Genomic DNA, 19,934 nt, shown 5'->3' on the forward strand with positions numbered 1-19,934 from the left:
CGGCCGACCGCCCTTCGGCTTCGGCCGCTCTCGCGGCAACAGCGGTTCCACCACCGCCCAGAGGTCATCAGGAACGAGGAGGGCCATCCTTCCTCAACGCCTCAACCCAGGTTCTGTCCCGATCTTTGAGCGCAGAGGGGCGGGTCGAGCGGAGTGCCCGCCGCTTGGGTTGTAAGCCTTAACTGCGCCTAGCTTTAGCCGCTTCTTTGGTGACATCGAAGCCGTTAGGCTTGGATGGCTTCTGCGAGATGCCCACAGAAATGTCCCCGGTAAATGTGGATAAGTTGTTCATGGCAAACAGGCGGCTCGATGCATGCTGTGCTAGTCTGTGACATGCTCAGGAGCCGCCGAGCGCCATGACAACGAGGCCGGTTGATGCAATTCCAGGTTAGAGGTGGAGGGGGCGGGGCGGCAGATCTTAAGGCAACCATCGAGGCAAGCTCGTGATCAACCGCCCCAGAAGCTGTGCGACTTCCTACCGCACCTGCGAGCGGCCAGCGATCAACCGATAGACCGCCAGGACGATGATGGCTCCAACGACGGCTCCGATAAAGCCTGCTCCCTCGTCAGCACGGTACCAGCCAAGGGCTTGACCGAGATAGGTGGCGACGAAGGCTCCGACGATCCCAAGGATGATGGTGATGATAAAGCCACCTGGATCCCGGCCGGGCATGAGGAACTTGGCAACGATACCCGCCAATAAACCGATGATGAGGGTTCCGATAATTCCCATTCGAATTCACTCCAGAAGGTTACCGCAGCCGAGCGCCTAGCCTCGCCATAGGTTTCGGCAGTCCGGGCCCCAATGCGTCGTGGCAGGCGTTTCCGCTTCCGCTGTGGCGATCCGGCTGAAGGTGGCCTGGACGCTCCGGACCCTTCTGAGCCTCGGCAGCCAGCGGAATGGCAGCTTTTGGACGAAGGTTGCCAGCAACCGACCTGCCTGCGTTCAGGCTCCGTTTCTATCTAACCAGCCGCAGTGTTCCGGCAGAGGGGACTTCGGAGGCAGATTTCTGCAGGTTCAACAACTGTGTCGTCAGCGCCAGCACCCGCAGCGTTAGATTCTCGCCGTCGTCATACTCGGCCACGCACCGTCGCTGTCCCTGGTACTCAGCCGAGAGGCGTGGTCGCGCTGGCTGCTTGGGCCAAAGGCGGAAGAGGCGAGGCGTGGCCCCGGCGTTCATATTGATGCGATAGGCAATCCTGGCCTCTTCGCGTCGCTGTACCTCACCGAGGTAGCGCAGCACCTCATCGACCGAACGCAGGTACCAGGACACTCCTGGTGTCGCTGCCTCGCTGGCGCCCGAGGGCCGGTCCGCCACTTCGTCCGCCGTGCAGGGCGACCCTATCCTGTGACATGGGTGAGGCCTGAGGGGCGTCGTTGTCGAGAGCCGGTGCGGTGTAGTGGCCTGCTGCCCCAGCGCGGCCATCTCCGAGCACGCAAACGACGAGTTGGGGCAGGGCGCGATAGAGCTGCCAACCTGCGCCATCCCGGCGCATCGTCATGCCGGGCTGCCGAGCCGTGGTGAGGTTCTCCGGCGAGATGGACCTCAGCACGTGTCAACCGTGGCCCCACAGGCACAAGGCGTGTGTAGCCATTGAACTGCAGGGGACCATGGCTGGTGATTTGGTCCACCATGGCCTGGAAAGGATCGCACGGTGGGCGCGCCGCCAGCCCCTCCCGGGCACAGGCCGCACGCGCCCCTGGGTCTCCATCCTGCCGTCGCCGCGGGTCGTTCACCGCGCTCTGTCCCCCCCGGCCCCTCATCGAAGCGTGAAACCAGCAAGTGAAGCAGCTGCGTTGGACTGCGTTGCATGAACCACCTTGCAGGCGCAGTAGTCCCCGCACTGGTCCGCATTCACATGATACGGACATACTCCGGCCGTCCGAGTTCGAGCATACGGTTGAGTGCGCGGACGGCGATGGCCAATTCTGTCACGCGGCGCCTGTCGGTACGCGGGCGCAGTCCACCGCCGATCACCCGCTTGAAGCGCGCGATATCCGCCTCGACCAGGGCACGCCACAGTCATAGCCTGATGCCTTTTGCCAGCTCATGCGCCCACTTTCCGCGATGGCCCGAAGGTGCTGGTCCCGCTTGGTCGGCGCCGTCTCGGCCGTGGCGCTCGGCACGGCACTGAACCGTGGTGGCACGATCACACCAGCATCGGGGTGCCGCGCCGCCACCTCACAGTAGACGCCGTCCTGGTCGTAGGCGCCGTCGGCGGTGAACGAGGCGATCGGGTCCGTGACCTGGTCGAGTAAGGGACCGACCTGCGAGGCGTCATCAACGTCGGACGATGTCAACTCGGCCGCGACGATCTGCCCGGTGTCGGCGTCCACACCGATGTGCAGCTTGCGCCACGACCGGCGTGCCCTGCTCCCGCGCTTCCCGACGAGCCACTCGCCCGGGCCACATAGCCGCAGCTCCGTGCTGTCCACCAGTAGGTGTATGGGACGCGTCTCAGGGCGAACTCGCGGTATCTCCAGTGTCTCAGCCCGGCGGCTGAGGGTTGAGTGGTCCGGCACGGCCAGATCCAGCCCGAGCAGGGCGATGATCGAACCGATCAGGCTTTCGGTCTGACGCAAGGCCAGGCGGAAGACGGCTCGAAGCGTCAAGGCCGTGGAGATGGCCAGCTCCGAATACCGCGGCTGTCCGCCCCATGCGGTCCGGGATGAGACCTTCCAAGCCGAGACCGCCGCCGCCGTGAACCACACCGTCAGACTGCCACGTCCGCGCAGGGCCGCATCGTACTCCGCCCAATTCGTGGCCCGGAACCGCTGCTTCGGAATGTGCTGGCGATGGTCGGCGCTGGCCTTGAACGGCAAGCTGCGCTCTCCTGGAGGATGACGGGCCGTCGACCCCTGGGCTTCTAACCTGCCCAGACCGCTAGACCGACCCATGCACCAGAGTAGCATCTGGTGAAGGTGGCTCACCTCGGCACCTGCCATCCTGAAGCGAAGTGTTCGCACTCAGGGTTCTGGAAGCGACCTGGCGTTCTGGGGAACACGGTTGCTGCCGCACCGTTCCTGTCTATCACCTCCACCGCTGATCTCACCGAGTGCCGTCGAGTGCCCGGCGGATCTGATGTTCCTCAAGGTCGAGCTCATCGCCCAGCGCACGATGGGCTTCGGCATCCATGGTTTCGGCCTGTTCGGCCAGCTTCTCGCGCGCCGCGCCAATCGCCACGAGCCGCAGACGCTGCTGGGCCTCCAGCTGAACGCTCTTGGTTTCGGGATCTTGTCCCTCGATGCTCGCCCGTTCAGCCCGGACCTCGTATTCCTGCACCAGCTCGGCTGCCGCCTCCGTGTGCTCGGTAATCTCGGTGCTGTCCAGGTGTTGGCGCACCGCCTCCAACGCGGCCGTCGCGATCTCCGCACGTGCCAGGGCCGTCTCGGGCTCGGGGAGGGCGCTCTCCTCCTCGACGACGCCGAGCCGCCTGACCACCCAGCCCAAGGTCGTTCCCTGGATCACCAGCGTGACAAAGATCGAGCAGAAGGCGAGGAACAGGATGATGTCTCGCCCTGGGAAAGGCTCCGGCAGGGCGAGAGCCGCGGCCAAGCTGACCACGCCTCGCATCCCTGTCCAGGAAACGACAACCGAGTGGCTCCAGGGCGGCATGGGATCGCGCTCCCGCAGTTCCGGTGACAGGGCGCGCGGCAGCCAGGCTGAGCCAAAGACCCAGATGAAGCGACTCACGATAAGGGTTACCGACATGGCCGCTGCCAGCCAGGCGAGTTGGCGAAGATCGTCATCGGCGAGGCGCGCGACGATGCCGCGCAGCTGCAGCCCAATCAGGATGAAGACAAGGCTCGTAAGGACGAACTCCACGAAGCCCCACACCGCTACAAGCTCGATGCGTGTCCGCGCGGTGAACTCGGCATGCTGCTGCCGCCCAAGTACAAGGCCGCAGACAACAGCCGCGAGCACGCCGGAGGCATGGATCGCTTCGGCGGCCATATAGGCGGCGAAGCCGGCCAGGATGGTGATTGTGAGGTCGAGCAGCGTGTCCTCGAGGTGGGTGAAGATCCACATCGCGGCGCGGCCGACGAGCCAGCCCACCATCGCGCCTCCGACGGCCACGCCGATGAACTGCAGCGCTCCTTCACCGTAGCTCACCGTGCCGACGCCGACCGCGGCGACCGCGAACTTGTACAACACGAGCGATGAAGCGTCATTGATCAGGCTCTCGCCTTCCAACACCGTCACGATCTGCTTGGGCAACTTGAACCGACCCAGAATCGAGGCAGCGGCAACGGCATCCGGCGGCGCCACGATGGCGCCGAGGGTGATCGCGGCCCACCAGGGCAGGGATGGCACGAACAGCTTGGCAGCAATGGCCACGAGCCCGGCCGTGAAAAACACAGCCCCGACCGCCAGCAACAAGATCGGGCGGAGATGGTTGCGGAAGGCGGGCCAGTCTGTCCGGTAGGCGCTGACCTGCAGGAGCGGCGGCAGGAAGAGAGCCAGCACGAGCTCAGGATCGAGCACCAGAGGCGGCAAACCCGGGGCGAAGGCCAGCCCCATGCCTCCGAGCACGAGAGTGACGGCAATGGGAAAATCCAGCCGTCTCGCGAGAACCGCAAGGGCCACGCATGCCGCAAGAAGGGCAAGGAGAAGCTCGAAAACATGCATAGGATCAGCGTCCGGTGGAATGTGACGGGCCCAGGTCGGCTTTCATGGGTCAGGTCAAGGCACCAGCCGCCGCAGAGGGCAGCTGGTACTGTCTGGCCAAAGCAAGCAACGCTTTATTGGGCCAGCCTCTTGAGCCATGGTCCTGGCCTGAACCCGTGTCGCGCTTGCAACGTACCGCACGCTGTTTCGGCTGCGACGTGCTCGTCAGCCAGAACCCTACCGACCACGTCCATACCGCTTCTTGCGTGACCATCTGCCCGGCTTCTGCCTGCAGCGATGACCTTCAATCTTGACTGGTTGTCATCTCGACCACATTGCACTCGCGGAAGCTGGCCAACGCCACCTCCATCAGATCGTCATCCACCTCTGCCCTCACCACGATCCGACCCTGGCGTAAACCGTCTGGTGTCTCCCCCGCTTCGGCATCGTCAGCGTCCGCGCCCGAGACCACGGTGCCCGACGAGTTTCCCTCTCCCTCGGCCATGGCTTGGACGCGGTTGCGGTTGAGATTATGATCCTGGACAAGGTGCTCGACGACCATCTCCGCGTCGCGGCGGGTGTCAAAGTAGCCTGTGATTGTTTGCGGCATGGCCGGTCCTCCTGCTCTCCCTCTCAAGCGCGTGAGAGTTGCTTTGGATGCCCAGGGCGGCATCTTTCGTATCAGGAGCTCGGTCAGGCTGTGGCTGACGAAGGGCTTACAGCGAGCACTGGCGCTCTACAGCTGGAGCCGCGGTCGTTCCAGTGTCAGGACTCATTGATCCAGAAGGGCACGGTGGCTGCGAGACAGGTGGCGGACATGAAGGTGTGGGCGCAGCGGTCGTAGCGCATGGCGATGCACCATTAGTCCTTGAGGCGGTCGAACATGTTCTCGATGCGGTGCCGCTCGCGGTAGAGGGCCTTGTCGTAGGGGAGCGGCACCTTGCGGCTCTCGCTTGACGGAATGCAGGGCTGGATGCCGCGCTCGACCAGGGCCTCGCGGAAGCGGTTGCTGTCATAGCCCTTGTCGACCAGCAGTTCCTTGGCGCGTGGCAGGCGGGGCAGCATCAAGGCCGCGCCCCTGTGGTCACTCATCTGACCTTCGGACAGCAGCAGGATCACAGGGCGCCCCTGTCCGTCACGGTGTGGCGTGGAGCTTGGAGTTCAGGCCGCCCTTGGTGCGCCCGATACGGCGGCGAACAGCCCCTTTTTGAGCAGGCTGGCCGCCGTCGTAGGGACGCAAGTGCTGCGGCGTCAGCCAACGGCAGAAGGCCTCCCAGCGCAGAGCCTGTGCCTCCTCCCGGCGCCCGAGCGCGTCCAGTGCCGCGATGCGCAGGTCAGCATGCCGGACCTCCTCGCTCTCGTGCCGGTCGGGTGCCCGATCCAGCCAGGCGAGCGCCTCGGCAGGGCGGTTGTGAGCGATCAGGCGCTCGGCAATGTCGCCGGCGAAGTTCTCGGCCCGGCCCCCCTCCTGGATAGCAGCAATGAAGGCGTCCACGTCACCTTCAAGGTCGGCCAAGTCGCGCAGGCGGAAGGCAACCTGGCCACGTCCTTGCCAACTCTCGAACGCGTCCGGCTTGCGGGAACGTGGCATTGCATGAAGGCGTGCCTGCAGCAGCCGGCGCAGTTCTGCCTGACCCTCGGTGCCGAGCGCCGGGCCGGCTGCCTTCAATAGCCGATCGGTCTCGCCATACCCGTCGGCGTCCCAGAGCGTCAGCACCTCGCCGGCAAGCAACACCGGATCTCGGTCTGGTAGCAACGCCCAGAGTCGTCCGAGTTCGGCGCCGGCATGCCGAAACACCTCGCCCAACGTACCGCTGCCGTCGTCGCTGCGCTCGAACACGTTGTCGGCGAGGCCGAGCAGCAGCCGCATCTGCGCTACCGCCGCGCGGGTCCGTTGCGGCGAGGGGCCCGGCGAGCGTGTCGCGGAGGCTGTCGAGCTCGCGGGCAAGGGGGCGCACCTTGTCCCACTCGATGAACCCCCGCGAGCGCACCAATGGTGCGCAGCCGCTTCTCCACCTCAGCGGCAAGCCGGCCGCTGCCGTCCGTCCCGGCGAGTGCGAGGCGCAGCGTGCGAGCCAGCGCAGCATCACCTTTGGCTGCGCCATCAGCAGCTCGGCCAGACGCGACGCGCCTAGCTGCGCCAGCGCCTCGGCACTGAGTGCGCGCGAGCGCAGCGTCGTCTTCTTGGGTTTGGAACGGGCAGGGGATGGCACCGCCGCGGGCCCATCGGCCGCTGATGCAAGGGGCAGGCGTGAGCGGGAGATCCCCGCCGCCGTGCCCCTACCGGTCGTGCTAGGCTTGGCGCGTCTCATCGCCGAGCTCCCCTTCGACAGCGGTCAACAGGACCGGCAACTCGTCAACCACCGTCGGCCTCAGCCGTGGCAGCTCCAAGCTGAAGTACTGGTGCGATACCAGGTCCCGCAGCCCGGCCCAGCCGCGCCAATCCACACTGGGATGACGGCCGAGTAGATCGGGTGGGAGCAGCTTCACCGCCTCGCCGATCTCTGCCAGTGTGTTCTTCAGAGCCCGGTAGGTGCGGCGATCCGTCTCGGCCAGCATGGCGAAGGCGGCTTCATCCAGCTCACCCGCGAAGGCGAGCGCATCCTTGGCGGCGGCGCGGACATTTTCCAACCGCTCGCGCGTGCCGCGCCGGCCCGAGCTTACCACGCCCGCACGGCCTCGCGTTCCGCGGCCTCGCGCACCCCCGGGCGCAACGCCCCGCGCTCCACCAGGTCGGCTGGGGCGCCCAGCATTTCCGAAAGCTCGGCGCGCAGCGACGACAGCCCGACCAGCGACAGCCGCGTCGCCGGGTCGAGGTCGGCAAGCAAGTCGATGTCACTGCCCGGACGGGCGTCACCCCGGGCAACGGAGCCGAAGACGGACAGCGAGGCGAGGCCGCGGACCCGCAGCTCGTCGGCACGACCACGGAGGATACGGAGCACGACGGCGAGGGGAGGGGGAGCGCCTTCCTGCTCCGCCAGGAAGCGCTCGACGAGAGAGCCGACCAGACCCTGCACTGTCTCGCCACGGGATGCGGCCGCGACTTTCAGCCGGTCGCGAGTGGCGGAGGGCAGACGGACAGACAGGAAGGCAGCGGGACTAATAGAGGCCGGGGTCGACATGGCGGCGCCTTCGCGCACATGTGCACAATATAGAGCTGATCAACGACCCTATCTAGAGCAGACCCTTTGAGGTTGAGCAGAAAGCGGGTTCGCCTCGCGCGCTACAATATGGGCCTTTTGAAAGCATCGCCCTTGCCCAGGACGCCGTTGCAAAAGGGTTGGGCGCTGCCATGGTCTTCCGCACCCTATACCAGATGTCCGTCAGAGGCGGGGGTGGCCCGCTCGAACTGTGCAGGATGATCGAGGGTTGCGCCGGGTGGGCCGACGCCTTGCCTCAGCACAGGAGACGGGCCGTGGGAGAGCATATCACCTTTGTCGGGCTGGACGTGCATAAGACGACGATCGCCGTCTGTGTGGCGGAGGCTGGTCGCGATGGCGAGGTCCGGTTTGTGGGGGAGATCCGCAGTTGCCATCGGGTCCACACGCGTAGATGAGGAGGCGTATGCTCCCCATCGATCGCCCCCTGCGACTGGCTACCCATAGCGGCACTTTCCACGCCGACGACTGCCTGGCCTACGTCGTCCTGACCGGGGCCCTCGGGCTCGGTGTGGATGACGGCACGCACGAGCTCGTCCGCACCCGCGACCGCGCTGCCCTGGACGCTGCCGACATCGTCTGGGACGTCGGTGGCACCGCCAACGAAGCCCGCTGGCGCTTCGACCACCACCAGCCTGGCGCCCCTAAAGCGCCAAATGGCGACCCGCTGAGCTCGGCAGGATTGATGTGGCGCGCCGACAATCTGGGCAGTGGCCTGAGCCTGGGGCAGCTCTACGTCCGCAACACCCTTGCGCGGTCGGGTTTCCATGAGGTCGCCAGCGACGTGGTGGCCCGCATCGCCGAGAATGTCCGGTACAAGTTCGTGCGCCACATCGACCTGGTGGACAACGGCGTCGAGCGCGCTGCTCCGACCGATCTCACCGCAATGGTGGATGCCTTCAACAGCGCCTGGGATGAGCCGAGCCAATCCGACCCCGCAGCCTTTGAGGCGCGGCAGCTCGCCGGGTTCCTGCGGGCCAGCCAGATGGTCGCCGTGGCATTGGAGCAGCACGTCGAGAAGGAACGCGGCGCCGCCTTTGCTTACCAGGCCGTGGCGAAGGCCTGGGAGGATTGCCGCTCCGGGAGCAGTGGCCTCCACCCCGATGTGCTGGAGTTGCCGCGCGGTATGCCCTGGCAGCGAACAGCCTTTGAGCTGGCCATGCCCATCCTCTACGTGATGAGCCCAGAGCCGGACGGCCGCTGGAAGCTGCAGGCGATGCCGGCCGAGAAGGGCAGCCTCAGGAACCGCCTCGACATGCCCGAGGCGTGGCGCGGTCTGCAGGATGCCGCCTTGGAAGAGGCATGCGGCATTCCCGGGGCGGTGTTCGCCCACCGCAGCGGCCACTTGGCCATCGCCACAACCCGGGAGGCAGCGCTGGCCATGGCCCGAGCCTGCCTGGCCAACAGACCGTCCCCTGCCGAGGCGCTGCGCAAAGCCTGGAAGCGGTAGGAGCCGCACCGCGTGGTGCGTCCTCTTTACCGCGTCGACGCCGAACGGGTGAGGGCCACACTCAGCAGGGCGGGGCAGGGTGTCAAGCCGGTAGGGCCGCCTGGCGGACAGAAAGCCCAGCAAATCCGGGCAAAATCGCCCCCCCCCCCCCACTGGACGCTCACACACGATAATCATCCATCGTTGTGCGTGAAGGGCAGGGAAGGGGGGGCTTGCCACAATCGCTGCATACATCGGCCCACAAGTTCTTCTCGGACGCTCAAGAATGGCCCGCCATAGTCAGCAGGGCCTTGTCCCCGGCCTTCGCTACGGTTCGTGACCTGCGCGGTCAGTCGAGCTTCGCGCCAGAGGCCTCCACCAGCTGTCGCCAAATCGGCGTCTCGTGCTTGATCTTATCAGCGAGCGCGCTCGGCGTAGTGGATGGTTCGGCGGTGAAGCCGACCTCACGCATCCGCTCGCCCAGCCTGGGGTCGTTGCCCGCCTGCAGAGCAGCGGCATGCAACTGCCTGATCAGCTCAGGGGCGGTGGCTGCGGGAGCCATCAGCGCCTCCCAGGCGCGGATGTCGAGCGCGCCAAGGCCGAGGTCCGCGAAATTCAACATGCCGGGAATGGCGGGAAGCAGGGCGACCGGACGGGCGCTTCCCACGGCTAGGGCCGTCACCTCGCCCTGGTTGATGAGCGGCATCAGCGCCGGCGTCAGCTCGAACATCATGTCGATGGTGCCGGCCTGCAGGTCCGCGACGGCCGGAGCGGCCCCGCGATAGGTGACGTGAAGCGCGCGGACGCCGCTGGCCTTCTGCACGGCCGCCATGGTGAGGTGCGCGGTGCTACCCACGCCGGCGGTGCCGAAACGCAGTCCTTCCGGATTGTCACGCGCCCAGGTTATCAGCGTGCGGAAGTCGGGCCAGCCATGCCGTGCCGCGGCCTGCTTGTTAACGGCGCAGACGACGGTGCCGGCGCTGAGCTGGCAGATGGGAGCGAAGTCGCTGTCGGGATCGAAGGGGAGGCGGCTATAGAGCGCCTTGTAGGCGCAAAGCGTGGTCATGCCGATCACACCCAGGGTCGTGCCATCCGGGCGGGCCTTGGCGACATAGTCGGCACCGACGATGCCCGCGCCACCGGAGCGGTTGTCCACCACGACCTGCTGGCCCAACAGGGGTTCCATCCGTTCCGAGAAAAGCCGCCCCACTAGGTCTACGGCACCACCGGCCGGGTAGGGAACGACAAGCCGAATGGACCGACCACTCGAGACCTGTTGAGCCCGCGCGAAGCGGAGATTGTGGACGCTCGCCCCCAGCGCCCCACCCAGGCCGGCCATGACTGCCCGTCGGCGCGCTATCGTGAAAGATGGGTCTGCGGGCATCGCGCCGTCCTAGTGGCCACTATGGCCCGGCAGTTGGAACGGCAATGGCCCCGGAGCGTTCCATTTTCCCACCTGGGCTGTCTGTCGACCCTGCGCATCTACTCGTAACCACGCAGGTTCATCGCTGGGCGTCCGCAGTATCTGGGATCACTCCGGGCCAACCCGACTCTCCAGCAGCCCTCTTACACGATAATCATCCAACGTCGTGCCTGGAGAATAGGGGAGAGTGTTTACCACAATTGCTCCCTGTGGCCAGGATCGATGAGGAGCGGACGTTGGGCTACCAATCGTCAGGATAGGCCGCTTAGCGCCCATCTCGGCCAGCTGAATCCCTTCTCAGCTTCTCCTGAGCGGACGTCACCTCTCAGTGATTAGTCAGTCCATATCGCGCAACGGAGTTGAGGAAGGTCCGGAACGCCGAGGATATCTGGCGCCCGCTGGGATAGTACAGGCACCAGCTCGGTAAGGCCGGGCACCAATCCTCCAGCACCGTAACCAAGCCGCCTAACGCGATGGCAGGCTGCACATGCTCCTTGGGCAGGCGCACCAGGCCTACACCGTCCAGCCCGGCGCGCAGCGCCACGCGAGGATCGTTCACCGTCAGCGACCCCTCCGGCGTGATGGTCACCTCATGGCCATTCCTCGCGAACTACCAGGGGAAGATGCTGCCGCCGGGAAAGCGATGTCGCACGCAGTCATGGCGCAACAAGTCCTCTGGCTCTCCGGGCGTCCCGCACCGAAGCAGGCACTCCGGCGCCTCGAGCACAGGGTAGCGCATCGGCCCACCGAGCGGAACCGCGACCATGTCCTGTACCAAGTCCTCGCCAAAGCGCACGCCGGCATCAAACCCGTGCTCCACGATGTCCACGCACGCGGCGTTACTGACCAGTTCTGGCGACACGTCGGGATTGGCCATGAGGAACGGGTGCGAGAGAGAGAGGCCAGCCGGAACTCCAACGCGGGGATCGGCGCATTGATGCGAACCGTTCCGGTGGGCTGGTCGCGGAAGTTTTTGACCACGTCCATCGCCTTCGCGATGTCGGCGAGAGCAGGCTGAAGACGTTCGAGTAGCCGTTGCCCGGCCTTAGTGGGAGAGACGCTACGAGTCGTGCGGTGCAGCAGCCGAATCCCCATGCGCTCCTCCGCCGCCTTCCGGAAGCTCCGCGCCCGGGCGATGGTCGCGAAAGCCTCCGATTTAACGAGGTTCCGCGGCCTCGTCGTTGAGCGCTCCTTCACGCACCACGAGGAGAAAGCCACCTTATCGAACAATCCGGCCCAGGACGAAACGCGGCCACTTCCGCCTTATCGAACCGGGGTCCCATCATGGATCGGAAAGCTGCCATGCTGCTGTCGGCCAGGCCACGCCATAGTGGAGGAGATCAGGCGTGCCGCGTTGACGTTCGCTCATGAGGGTAAAGCAGACCCACGGACATGAGCCGGGACAGCGGCGTCCCCCGCCCTGCGACGGGTATCCCGAGCCAACCCCCCCTTCTAGCACGCACATAGACACGACAACGATGTAGCATCCTACCTTATGGGCAGGGCAGGGCAGGGCAGGGCAGGGCAGGGCAGCGGTGCTTGCCATAATCACCTGCTACAGCCGGGTTGACCCTTTCGAAGAACCACCCTGTTACCGTAGATCAATAAGGCGGCGTCGGCAGTCACTTGGCCGACCACCGGGAGCAAGCACATGAACTTCCAGACCTGGATTGCCGAGATCGAAGCCGTGGTGACCTTCGACGTCGATGCGGAGTTGTGGCGGAAGTATTTCGACGCCGGCCTGACGCCTCTTCAGGCGATTGAGCAGAACCGCATTGATGAGGAAGTTTGACACCATCCCGGCGAAGGGCTGGCCAGGACAGCCCGGCGGAGGACCGGGGTAGACCCTTTCAGCGGAGCGGGTAGTCGGTGTTGATCCCGATAGTCGCTCAGAACCCTGTCGGCTTTGGGGCAACGTTCAAGTTCAGGTCCTGATACGGGTCAGAAACAGGGTTCCGGCACCTGCCGCACAGTTCAACAGCCGTAGTCGCCCGCCTCTCTGGCCTGGTCTCAATAGGACAGAAGGAAACTGAGCAAAATTTGGATGAACGGGCCTCCAGCGGAGATGAACAACAGCAAAAGAATTCCCAGGGTCAGGAACACCAGTAGGAGCGCCCGCCCGAGGCAACCTGCCCTAGCCACCGGAACTGGCATAGCTTCCATGTCATAGGGCGGTGCCTCCGGCTCTCCTCGATCTCGGGACGGCCGCGCGATCATGCCTCGCAAGCGCCTCGCCAACACGTCGCGCTCCCCGCTCGCGGGTAGCGAGGAAGTAGGGCCCCATGGGTTGAACCTTCGCTTCGTGACGGGTGCGGTCGGCAGCGGCGCGACCTCGACCGCTGGCGGCTGGACCGACGCCTGCACGCGCGGCCGGGGCCGTGGAGAGGGCGTGCTTCGGACAAGCTCACTGACGCCGAACTGAGCGCCGCATTGCGGGCATTTGGGGGATGTTAGCCACTGCCCGGGCCTGTGATTGGTGCAGAAGTAGCGGACCTGCGCCTCGTGACATGCATCGCACTCGCCCGGGCCTGCCTGTGTGGTCCCACAATTCGGGCATCGCAGGACAACAAGGGTCATCGCCGAGCCTCCAGACTTCCTGGCTCACCCGCGAGGCCATCCGCTGACGGCTCGGGATAGATCGCGTCGATCAGCGCCGTGGGGATGTGCATGCGGTGGACCTGCGGCGCGGAGTGCTCAACGAAGCGCGCGAGCGTCGGTACGCGCTCGCGCGGGCCGAAGGTCTCGCGGGGCAGCCGGCGCGACAGCGCCACGGTCGTCAGCACGGGATGCGCCCGGTAGGCGGAAGGGATAGCGTAGCGCTCTTCAACATGATCGTGCCCGCGCACCATGTGCGTGACCGGCCGCCCGAGCCGGGCGCTGAGCTCGCAGAAGGCGGCAAAGTCCTGGTAGCCGAACTGGCTTCCGCGCGAGAAGCGGTTTGGAAGCTTCCGGCGCGCCGTGGGGTGCGCCCGGGCCCAGGTGAAATCCGAGAGACAGGTTAGGTCGTTCCAGTTGCCGCTTTCGGCCAACCGCTCATGCAGGTCTGCCAGTGGGAAGCCTGCATGGGCGACCAGGAGGCCATCCGGGAAGAAAAGCGCGCGCGGTGCGGTCGCGAAGAACCGGACCGCAGCCTTCCCCGCACGCTCGATCCATTCGTGGCTGAGATGAGCGTTCAGCAGATCGGCGAAGTCGGCGGGCGAGACGCTCGAGGCAAAGCGGATGCCGTCATAGGACAGCGCCTCGTCATGGTTGCCGGCAATCACGCAGGTCCGCTCCGGCCCCTCGAGGATCAGCTCGAACACACGCAGGAGGACCTCCAGGCCGTAACCCTCGTCGTCGAACAGGTCGCCGAGGAAGACGATCCGCGGCCGCTCCGCGCCTGATCCGGGCGTCTCGCGCGCGATGGCCGCCAGAGCCGCTTCCAGCGCCAGGAGGTCGCCATGCAGGTCGCCAATGATCCAGAGCGGGACGGCGGCATCCACGGTCTTCACCTGAATGGCCCGGTCGCCCGGTCCAGCCCTGTCGTTGTCGAAGAGCAAGCCGGGCCCTCCGGCGCGGTCGAGCAGGCCCTCCATGGCTTCCACCGTCCCGCGCATCCGGGCGCGTAGCGCGGCGGGGTCTACTGCCTTCCGGATCGCGTCCCAGTCGAGATCATGCAAGTCTCGCGGCTCCGGGATCGGAACCTCGGCCGATGCAGCGGGGACGGGCTCCGGTGTGTGTGGCGGCCCCATCGCGGCATCGAGCGTAGCCAGTAGCGCCGTGCTCTCGACGGCTGCCGAGGGCTCGGACGGCGGGGGCGCTTCCGCGGCGGGCCCCGGTGCCACCGGCTCCAGTCCCAACTCGCCAGGAACCTGCTCGACGGGAACCGGCGTAGCAGAAGGCTCCGGCCGGTCGCTCATCCGCCAGCGCGCAGGGTCAACGGCAGCTTCGCCACTCCCTTCGCCTCACGGCCCACCGCGAGCACGTCACCCTGGTTCAGAGACCGGGGCGCGGTCAGCGCACGTCCGTTCACGAGGGTCTCGTTTGCGGTCGGGCCGACCGGCGCCAGCATCCACTGCCCGGCGGGCCCGCGCTCAATCACGCATTGGCGGTTGTCCCAGAACTCGGCATCCGGCCCGAACTGTCGCATCAGGACCTTTCCTAATTCTGTGCGAACCCTGATCCGGAGTGACCGGCCGTCGCCACCCTGGAGCTCGATTCCTTCGGAGATGAGCGGCTTACGGGCAGGAGAGGCGGCCGGTGCAGGAGATGCGGAAGCCAGAGCCGGCATCGGCGCTGCGGGCTTGCGGTTCCGGCCACTCAACACAGCACGCAGTTCCTCCGCGCTGGGCCGGACCGTCGGATCGGGGGACAGGCAGCGATGGAGGATCGCGCTGACCTCGGCGTTGCCGGCTGGCACCGGCATTGAGCCGACCAGGGCAGGCGGCTTGGCCTCATAGGCCTGGACGCGTCGCGCATACTCTCCAGGGTCGTCGGACCAGTAGGGGTGCTGCCCGGCCAGCAGCTCGTAAAGCATCAGCCCGCAGGTGAAGATGTCCGACGCCGGCACCGGGATGCCACCGCGCACGAGGTGCTCCGGCGAGCGATAGTTGTCCGTGCCGACATAGCCCTGGAAGCCGTGCCAGGGGGCCCGCCGGTCCGCGAGCAGGGAGAAATCCATGTCGATCAGCTTCAGCTGGTAGCCGGAGCCGATCGTCGGATCCTTGATAAGGTAGGCGTTGGCCGGCTTCAGATCGGCGTGGACGATGTTGGAACCGTGGAGCGCCGCAATTCCGGCCAGGAGGACCTTGGCCCAGGTGACGTGCTGCGCCCAGACAACAGCGTCGCTTGTTGGCGCCCTACCGGTCCGGCGGTGCCCTTCCCGCTCCTCGTCGAGGACCTGTTGCAGATCCGCACCATTCTCCACGAACTCATAAGCCTGGAAGTAGCAGCGGCCGCCCCACTGCTCCTCGAAGGCATCGAGCTGACGGACCGCGAAATGCGCGGCCTTGCCGCCCAGGACACGAGCGGAGAGCTCCCGCTGATACCCGACAAAGCCCTTGTACCAGACAACCGTGGGAGCCGGCGACTTGTACTGTTTGAAGAAGACCTTCTGACCCGTGGGAGCCTGTGCGGCATAGGAGATGGCCATCATCCCCGGCCCGAACACCTTGGTGATCCGGTAGCCGTGGATGACGTCGCCTGCTTTGAGCTTCTTCGCCATAATGGGCGCTCAGGCTCTGTTGGGGCTCAAAGCGCCACGGTCTCGGCCGACCGGGACACGCTGGCTGCGAGCTGCTTGAGCGTATTACGGAAGTTGACGGGATCGGCTGTGAACTTCTGCAAAGCCTCCTGCGGGCTCAGCGCCTCGTATTCCACGACTTCCCATTCGGACTTGTCGATCTGGCTCAGGCGGTCATAGCCCTCGAAATTCGGTGCGAAGAGGCTGAGGATGATGCGGTTGGCCATGACCACGTTTGCGACGTCTTGCAGCGATCCGCCCTTCGCCTCGGGAATGCCCATCGTCTCCTTGAACGAAGCGTCGGTGAACACGACGACGACCCGGGCGGCGTCGCTCCGATAGCGCCACTTGGCAGGGTCGATGGCCTGCGAGCCCTTCGGAAGCGCCTCCATGGTGGCAATTTTGTAGAGCGCGTCGAGGAGCGATTCCGGCTCGTCGCCACCGCCCACTGCCGCCAGCCCCCCAAGTTGCGCCTTCAGGGCCGACGCCTCGCGCACGAAGGGGTTGTCGACGATCCATGGCAGCCCCTCCTGCACCGAGCTTTCCAGGTCGCGGTAGCCAACGACCTTGGCGCGCCAATCCTTCACGGGTGCCGCGTTGTTGGCGTCCCCCCGGCTCAGAGAATCGACGAAGGCCTCGATATTGGCGCGCAGCGCATCGATACAGGGTGCCATGCTACCGCTGACATCGACGACGAAGACGATGTCGGCGACGCCCTTTGTCCTGGCACGAATCTGTGGGGCCTGGAGGTTCATTGCGGGCTCCGCGATGCCGGGGGCGGTCTCCGGGGCGGGCGCCGTTTCGGGGAGGGTGACGTCCACGGTCGTGGGTGCCTCAGGCATCCCTCCGCCTCCGGAGCCCGTCTCGGCCGCCGGCGCCGTTGCAGGTTCCAGCCCGGGTTCCATCCCGGTGGCGGACGGGGTGGGCGAGTGCTCAGTGCCGCTCATTCATCTACTCCGTGAACAAGGCCGAACGACAAGCGGCCGATCTGTATCGGCGGGTAACGGAATGGACAGGTGGAAGTTCACCCACCTGCCTGCTCGGCGTTCCGTGTTCAAGCTTAGGGCTTGAGGGGGGCGAAGAAGCCTTCTGAGCTGCCGCAGGCAAGTGCCTGTGATGTCCCGGCACAAGGAGCGTTTCCTGGGACCACCTATCGCTCTCAGGGCCGCCCGCGCACGATAACCATTGATTATCGTGCGTGAGGGGCGGGGAGCGGGCGGTTGCCATGAAACGGCGCTGGCTGGCACACTCGGGAGGGCTGGAACGGCGCCGCGGGGGCGTTCGCCGGATCGGCTGAAGCGGGATGGGGGAGTGGGGACTCTGACAGGGACAGCGGCGGTATCGCCAGCCAATGCGGGGTTTTCCTTGCCTCAGCGGGCGAGGAGCACGGCATGACCGAGCGCCCCGGGTCAAGCCCGCCGGCCGTTCCCTCGTCGGTGGTGCGGCTGGCCGCGGGCGCGCTGCCGGCGGAGGCGCTGGCGGTGCTGGCGGGTCCGGTGGGCGAGGCGGTGGCGCGAGCCGCGGGCTATGCCGGGCAGGCGCTGTCGGAGAACACCAGGCGGGCCTACGCGTCCGACTGGCGCGCCTTCTGTTCGTGGTGCGAGCTGGGTGGGGTGGTGGCCCTGCCGGCGGCGCCGGTGGTGATTGCCGGCCACTTGGCGAGCCTTGCCGCGACGCTGGGCCGGAGCGGCCTGCGTCGGCGGCTGGCGGCCATCGCCCACCACCACCGCCAGGCCGGTCACCTCTGGGAGACGCGCCAGCCGGCGATCAGCGCCACCATGCGCGGCATCCTGGCGACTCATGGCAAGCCCGCGCGCCCGGCCGCGGCGCTCACCTCGGCCGAGGTCAAGCGCTTGCTGGCGAGCTGCGGGACGGACGTGGCGGGGGTGCGGGACAAGGCGCTGCTGCTGGTCGGCTTCGCCGGCGCGCTCAGGCGCTCCGAGCTGGTCGCGATCGACCGCGAGCACCTGCGCTTCACCTCCGAAGGCATGACGGTGCTGATCCCGCGCTCCAAGCGCGACCAGGAGGGGGAGGGGGCCTCGATTGGCGTCCCGCGTGGGCTGAACCCGCTGTCCTGCCCGGTGCGGGCGGTGGAGGCTTGGCTGAAGCGCTCTCGCATCGAGTGGGGGCCGGTGTTCCGGCGCGTGAGCGCGGGCGGGGGGCTGGAGGACCGGCTGACCCCGCAGGGGGTGTGGCGGATCCTGCGGCGAAGGGCCGAGATGGCCAACTTGGTGGTGCATGAGAGCGAGCGGCTGTCCCCGCACGGGCTCCGGGCCGGGTTCATCACGGAGGCCTACCTGAAGGGCGCGCTGGACGAGCAGGTGATGCACCACACGCGGCAGCGGAGCATCGCCACCACCCAGGGCTACCGCAGGCGGGCCAAGATCACGCAGGACAGCCCGGCCAGGCTGCTAGACCTCTGAGCGGGGGCGGGGTGGGGCCTGAGCGCGGAAGGGGGAGGGGGACTGTCCTCGTGGAGGAGGCGGAACCCGACTCACAGGACCCCTCCTGGCGGCCAGAGCGGACGTACACGGACTGGCTGCGCAACACGCTGGCGGTGAGCGGGCCGGCGGAGGAGGTGGCGCGGTTCACCGCCGCGGCGGCAGGCGCGGGCGTGATCCCCTGGCAGCTGGACCTCGCCGCGCTGGAGGAGGAGTTCCTGCTGCTGATGGCAGCCCCGGAGGATGGAACCCCGGCCATCAGCCTCGCGGGCGCCAAGCTGCTGGTCAGGCGGCTCGGGGAGGCGGTGGCGCTGAACCACCAGCGTGCCCTCTCCCGCATCGACACCGACCGCAGCTGCCCGCTCGACCTGCACCGGCTGCTGCCGGTACCCGCGGCCATCTTGAGGCTCGGCCCGGAGGAGGCGGCGAGCCGGGACTGGCTTGCCGCCCACTGGGGCACCACCCGCCCGCTGCGGCATGTCGAGGCGCTGCCCGGCAAGCTGGACGGGCGCAGGAAGAAGATGGGCGAGTTCCGGGTAGGCTTCTGGTCGGCGGACTGGTCGCCCTGGCAGGCGGTGCTGCGCCTCCGCCGGAACTGGCCAGAGCTCTCCTTTGTGCTTGAGCCGGATTACGCGCTGGGCAGGGCGAGAGCCCCAGAGGGAAGCAGCAGTGAGGAGCGGGCCGCAGCCTCTGTGAGTCGCGGGCGGGCCCGCCGTGGGTGAGGCGCTCGACCTGGAGGAGACCGCTCGCGGGGAAGGGCAGGGGAGGGACGCCCACGAACCCGGCCGGAACCAGACCAGCCCGCACCTGCGGGTGGAGGGCTTTGAGGGGCCGCTCGACTTCCTGTTGGAGATGGTCCGCCGCCAGCGGGTGGACCTCGGCCCGCTCTCCATCCTGCGGCTGACCGACCAACTGGTGGAGGCCATCGAGAACAGCGGCGGCGGCATCCGGCTGGAGCGGCGGGCCGACTGGCTGGTCATGGCGAGCCAGCTCCTGCTGCTCAAGGCGCAACTCCTCGCCCCTGCCAGCCCGGAGGCGGCGGAGGAGGCGGGAGCTGAGGCCAGGCGGCGCCTGGAGCAGCTGGACGAGCTCGCCCGCATGCGGGCCGGCGTCGAGTGGCTTGCCGCGCGGCCAGAGCTTGGGAGGGAGGTGTTCGCGAGAGGGCAAGGTGCCCCAGCCCCACCAAGGCCGCAGGCGGAGCTGTACGTCGCCTTCCTGGAGGCGACCCTCGCCATGCTGGAGGACAGGGAAGGGCAGGGGGCTGAGGCACCCCCAACCTACCGCCCCGCACCGCCCGACCTCTGGCGTGTCTCGGACGCGATGCTGCGCATAGCCGAACTTCTCCAAGAACACCCTGGTGGTTTGCCACTGGAACGGTGCGTGCCTGTGGTCACTCCCATGGCTTCCGACCGGCCGCTACGCCTCCGGGCAGCCGTCGCAAGCACCCTTGTTGCGGGTCTGGAACTCGCCCGCGAACGGGCGCTCAACGTCCGCCAGGACGAGCCCTTCGGCTCCATCACGGTAGAAACGGCCCAACCTTGAGCAGGATGGATCGGGCAGTTTTGAACCACACTCGTATCGGTCAGGCCCAGGCCAAGCTAAGGTTTGCCCGGTGCAAGTGCTACTCGTGAACTCCGGCAGGAACATACCAC

Annotated in this window: 17 protein-coding genes and 5 pseudogenes; 5 read left to right on the top strand and 17 right to left on the bottom strand. The window is 66.8% G+C overall.

What is annotated here, in order from left to right; all coding sequences use genetic code 11:
• The 11 genes and pseudogenes from ACFFIC_RS12585 to ACFFIC_RS12635 all read right to left on the bottom strand — a co-directional run.
• Positions 1–87, bottom strand: a pseudogene (locus tag ACFFIC_RS12585) (IS5/IS1182 family transposase); the annotation flags it as partial.
• 388 nt (positions 88–475) lie between these two features.
• The gene (locus tag ACFFIC_RS12590) at positions 476–733 is read right to left on the bottom strand and encodes a GlsB/YeaQ/YmgE family stress response membrane protein (RefSeq protein WP_377050776.1); all 258 of its coding nucleotides are present in this window, start codon (positions 731–733) and stop codon (positions 476–478) included.
• 226 nt (positions 734–959) lie between these two features.
• Positions 960–1,274, bottom strand: coding sequence for a hypothetical protein (locus ACFFIC_RS12595; RefSeq protein WP_377050778.1), 315 nt, complete (start codon positions 1,272–1,274; stop codon positions 960–962).
• Between the two features lie 582 nt (positions 1,275–1,856).
• Positions 1,857–2,824: pseudogene (locus tag ACFFIC_RS12600) on the bottom strand (IS5 family transposase).
• Positions 2,825–3,050: 226 nt separating this feature from the next.
• Positions 3,051–4,631, bottom strand: coding sequence for a Na+/H+ antiporter (locus ACFFIC_RS12605; RefSeq protein WP_377050780.1), 1,581 nt, complete (start codon positions 4,629–4,631; stop codon positions 3,051–3,053).
• A 283-nt stretch (positions 4,632–4,914) separates the two neighbouring features.
• Positions 4,915–5,220, bottom strand: coding sequence for a hypothetical protein (locus tag ACFFIC_RS12610; RefSeq protein ID WP_377050782.1), 306 nt, complete (start codon positions 5,218–5,220; stop codon positions 4,915–4,917).
• Positions 5,221–5,375: 155 nt separating this feature from the next.
• Positions 5,376–5,837: pseudogene (locus ACFFIC_RS12615) on the bottom strand (IS5 family transposase); the annotation flags it as partial.
• Between the two features lie 55 nt (positions 5,838–5,892).
• Positions 5,893–6,721 (bottom strand): annotated as a pseudogene (locus tag ACFFIC_RS12620) (DUF6880 family protein); the annotation flags it as partial.
• Positions 6,609–6,848 (bottom strand): annotated as a pseudogene (locus tag ACFFIC_RS12625) (hypothetical protein); the annotation flags it as partial. The pseudogenes ACFFIC_RS12620 and ACFFIC_RS12625, both read right to left, overlap by 113 nt.
• Before the next feature lie 54 nt (positions 6,849–6,902).
• The gene (locus ACFFIC_RS12630; protein ID WP_377050784.1) at positions 6,903–7,277 is read right to left on the bottom strand and encodes a HepT-like ribonuclease domain-containing protein; all 375 of its coding nucleotides are present in this window, start codon (positions 7,275–7,277) and stop codon (positions 6,903–6,905) included.
• Entirely contained in the window at positions 7,271–7,627 is a 357-nt protein-coding gene (locus ACFFIC_RS12635) for a nucleotidyltransferase family protein (protein ID WP_377050786.1), read from the bottom strand. The genes ACFFIC_RS12630 and ACFFIC_RS12635 overlap by 7 nt, the downstream gene beginning before the upstream one ends.
• A 547-nt stretch (positions 7,628–8,174) precedes the next feature.
• Between ACFFIC_RS12635 and ACFFIC_RS12640 the strand changes: the two genes are divergently transcribed.
• Positions 8,175–9,218, top strand: a complete 1,044-nt coding sequence (locus ACFFIC_RS12640) for an MYG1 family protein (protein WP_377050788.1) — start codon at positions 8,175–8,177, stop codon at positions 9,216–9,218.
• A gap of 328 nt (positions 9,219–9,546) precedes the next feature.
• On the opposite strand, the gene ACFFIC_RS12645 is transcribed toward ACFFIC_RS12640, so the two are convergent.
• The 3 genes from ACFFIC_RS12645 to ACFFIC_RS12655 form a co-directional block, all read right to left on the bottom strand.
• Entirely contained in the window at positions 9,547–10,581 is a 1,035-nt protein-coding gene (locus tag ACFFIC_RS12645; protein WP_377050790.1) for a Bug family tripartite tricarboxylate transporter substrate binding protein, read from the bottom strand.
• A 364-nt stretch (positions 10,582–10,945) separates the two neighbouring features.
• On the bottom strand, positions 10,946–11,209 hold the full coding sequence (locus ACFFIC_RS12650) for a LysR substrate-binding domain-containing protein (protein WP_377050792.1): 264 nt from the start codon (positions 11,207–11,209) through the stop codon (positions 10,946–10,948).
• A 21-nt stretch (positions 11,210–11,230) separates the two neighbouring features.
• Positions 11,231–11,497: a type 2 periplasmic-binding domain-containing protein gene (locus tag ACFFIC_RS12655; RefSeq protein WP_377050794.1), complete on the bottom strand. Its 267-nt coding sequence runs from the start codon at positions 11,495–11,497 to the stop codon at positions 11,231–11,233.
• 774 nt (positions 11,498–12,271) lie between these two features.
• Here ACFFIC_RS12655 and ACFFIC_RS12660 point away from each other — a divergent pair.
• The gene (locus ACFFIC_RS12660; RefSeq protein ID WP_377050796.1) at positions 12,272–12,412 is read left to right on the top strand and encodes a hypothetical protein; all 141 of its coding nucleotides are present in this window, start codon (positions 12,272–12,274) and stop codon (positions 12,410–12,412) included.
• 781 nt (positions 12,413–13,193) lie between these two features.
• On the opposite strand, the gene ACFFIC_RS12665 is transcribed toward ACFFIC_RS12660, so the two are convergent.
• The 3 genes from ACFFIC_RS12665 to ACFFIC_RS12675 all read right to left on the bottom strand — a co-directional run bounded on the left by ACFFIC_RS12665 (position 13,194) and on the right by ACFFIC_RS12675 (position 16,788).
• Positions 13,194–14,195, bottom strand: coding sequence for a metallophosphoesterase (locus ACFFIC_RS12665; protein ID WP_377050798.1), 1,002 nt, complete (start codon positions 14,193–14,195; stop codon positions 13,194–13,196).
• 320 nt (positions 14,196–14,515) lie between these two features.
• The gene (locus ACFFIC_RS12670; protein WP_377050800.1) at positions 14,516–15,823 is read right to left on the bottom strand and encodes a serine/threonine protein kinase; all 1,308 of its coding nucleotides are present in this window, start codon (positions 15,821–15,823) and stop codon (positions 14,516–14,518) included.
• A 26-nt stretch (positions 15,824–15,849) separates the two neighbouring features.
• Positions 15,850–16,788, bottom strand: a complete 939-nt coding sequence (locus ACFFIC_RS12675) for a vWA domain-containing protein (protein ID WP_377050802.1) — start codon at positions 16,786–16,788, stop codon at positions 15,850–15,852.
• Positions 16,789–17,232: 444 nt separating this feature from the next.
• Between ACFFIC_RS12675 and ACFFIC_RS12680 the strand changes: the two genes are divergently transcribed.
• From ACFFIC_RS12680 to ACFFIC_RS12690, 3 genes are read left to right on the top strand one after another with little or no spacing between them, the layout of a single operon-like run.
• Positions 17,233–18,264 (top strand): tyrosine-type recombinase/integrase, encoded by a 1,032-nt coding sequence (locus ACFFIC_RS12680; protein ID WP_377050804.1) that lies wholly within the window; start codon positions 17,233–17,235, stop codon positions 18,262–18,264.
• Positions 18,265–18,314: 50 nt separating this feature from the next.
• Positions 18,315–19,004 carry a hypothetical protein gene (locus ACFFIC_RS12685; protein WP_377050806.1) on the top strand — a complete coding sequence of 230 codons (690 nt, stop codon included), beginning with the start codon at positions 18,315–18,317 and terminating at the stop codon, positions 19,002–19,004.
• On the top strand, positions 18,997–19,824 hold the full coding sequence (locus ACFFIC_RS12690; protein WP_377050808.1) for a segregation and condensation protein A: 828 nt from the start codon (positions 18,997–18,999) through the stop codon (positions 19,822–19,824). Before ACFFIC_RS12685 ends, ACFFIC_RS12690 begins: the two co-directional genes overlap by 8 nt.
• Positions 19,825–19,934 lie beyond the last annotated feature (110 nt).

The organism is Muricoccus vinaceus (assembly GCF_042433125.1).
Taxonomy (GTDB): Bacteria; Pseudomonadota; Alphaproteobacteria; order Acetobacterales; family Acetobacteraceae; genus Roseomonas; species Roseomonas vinacea.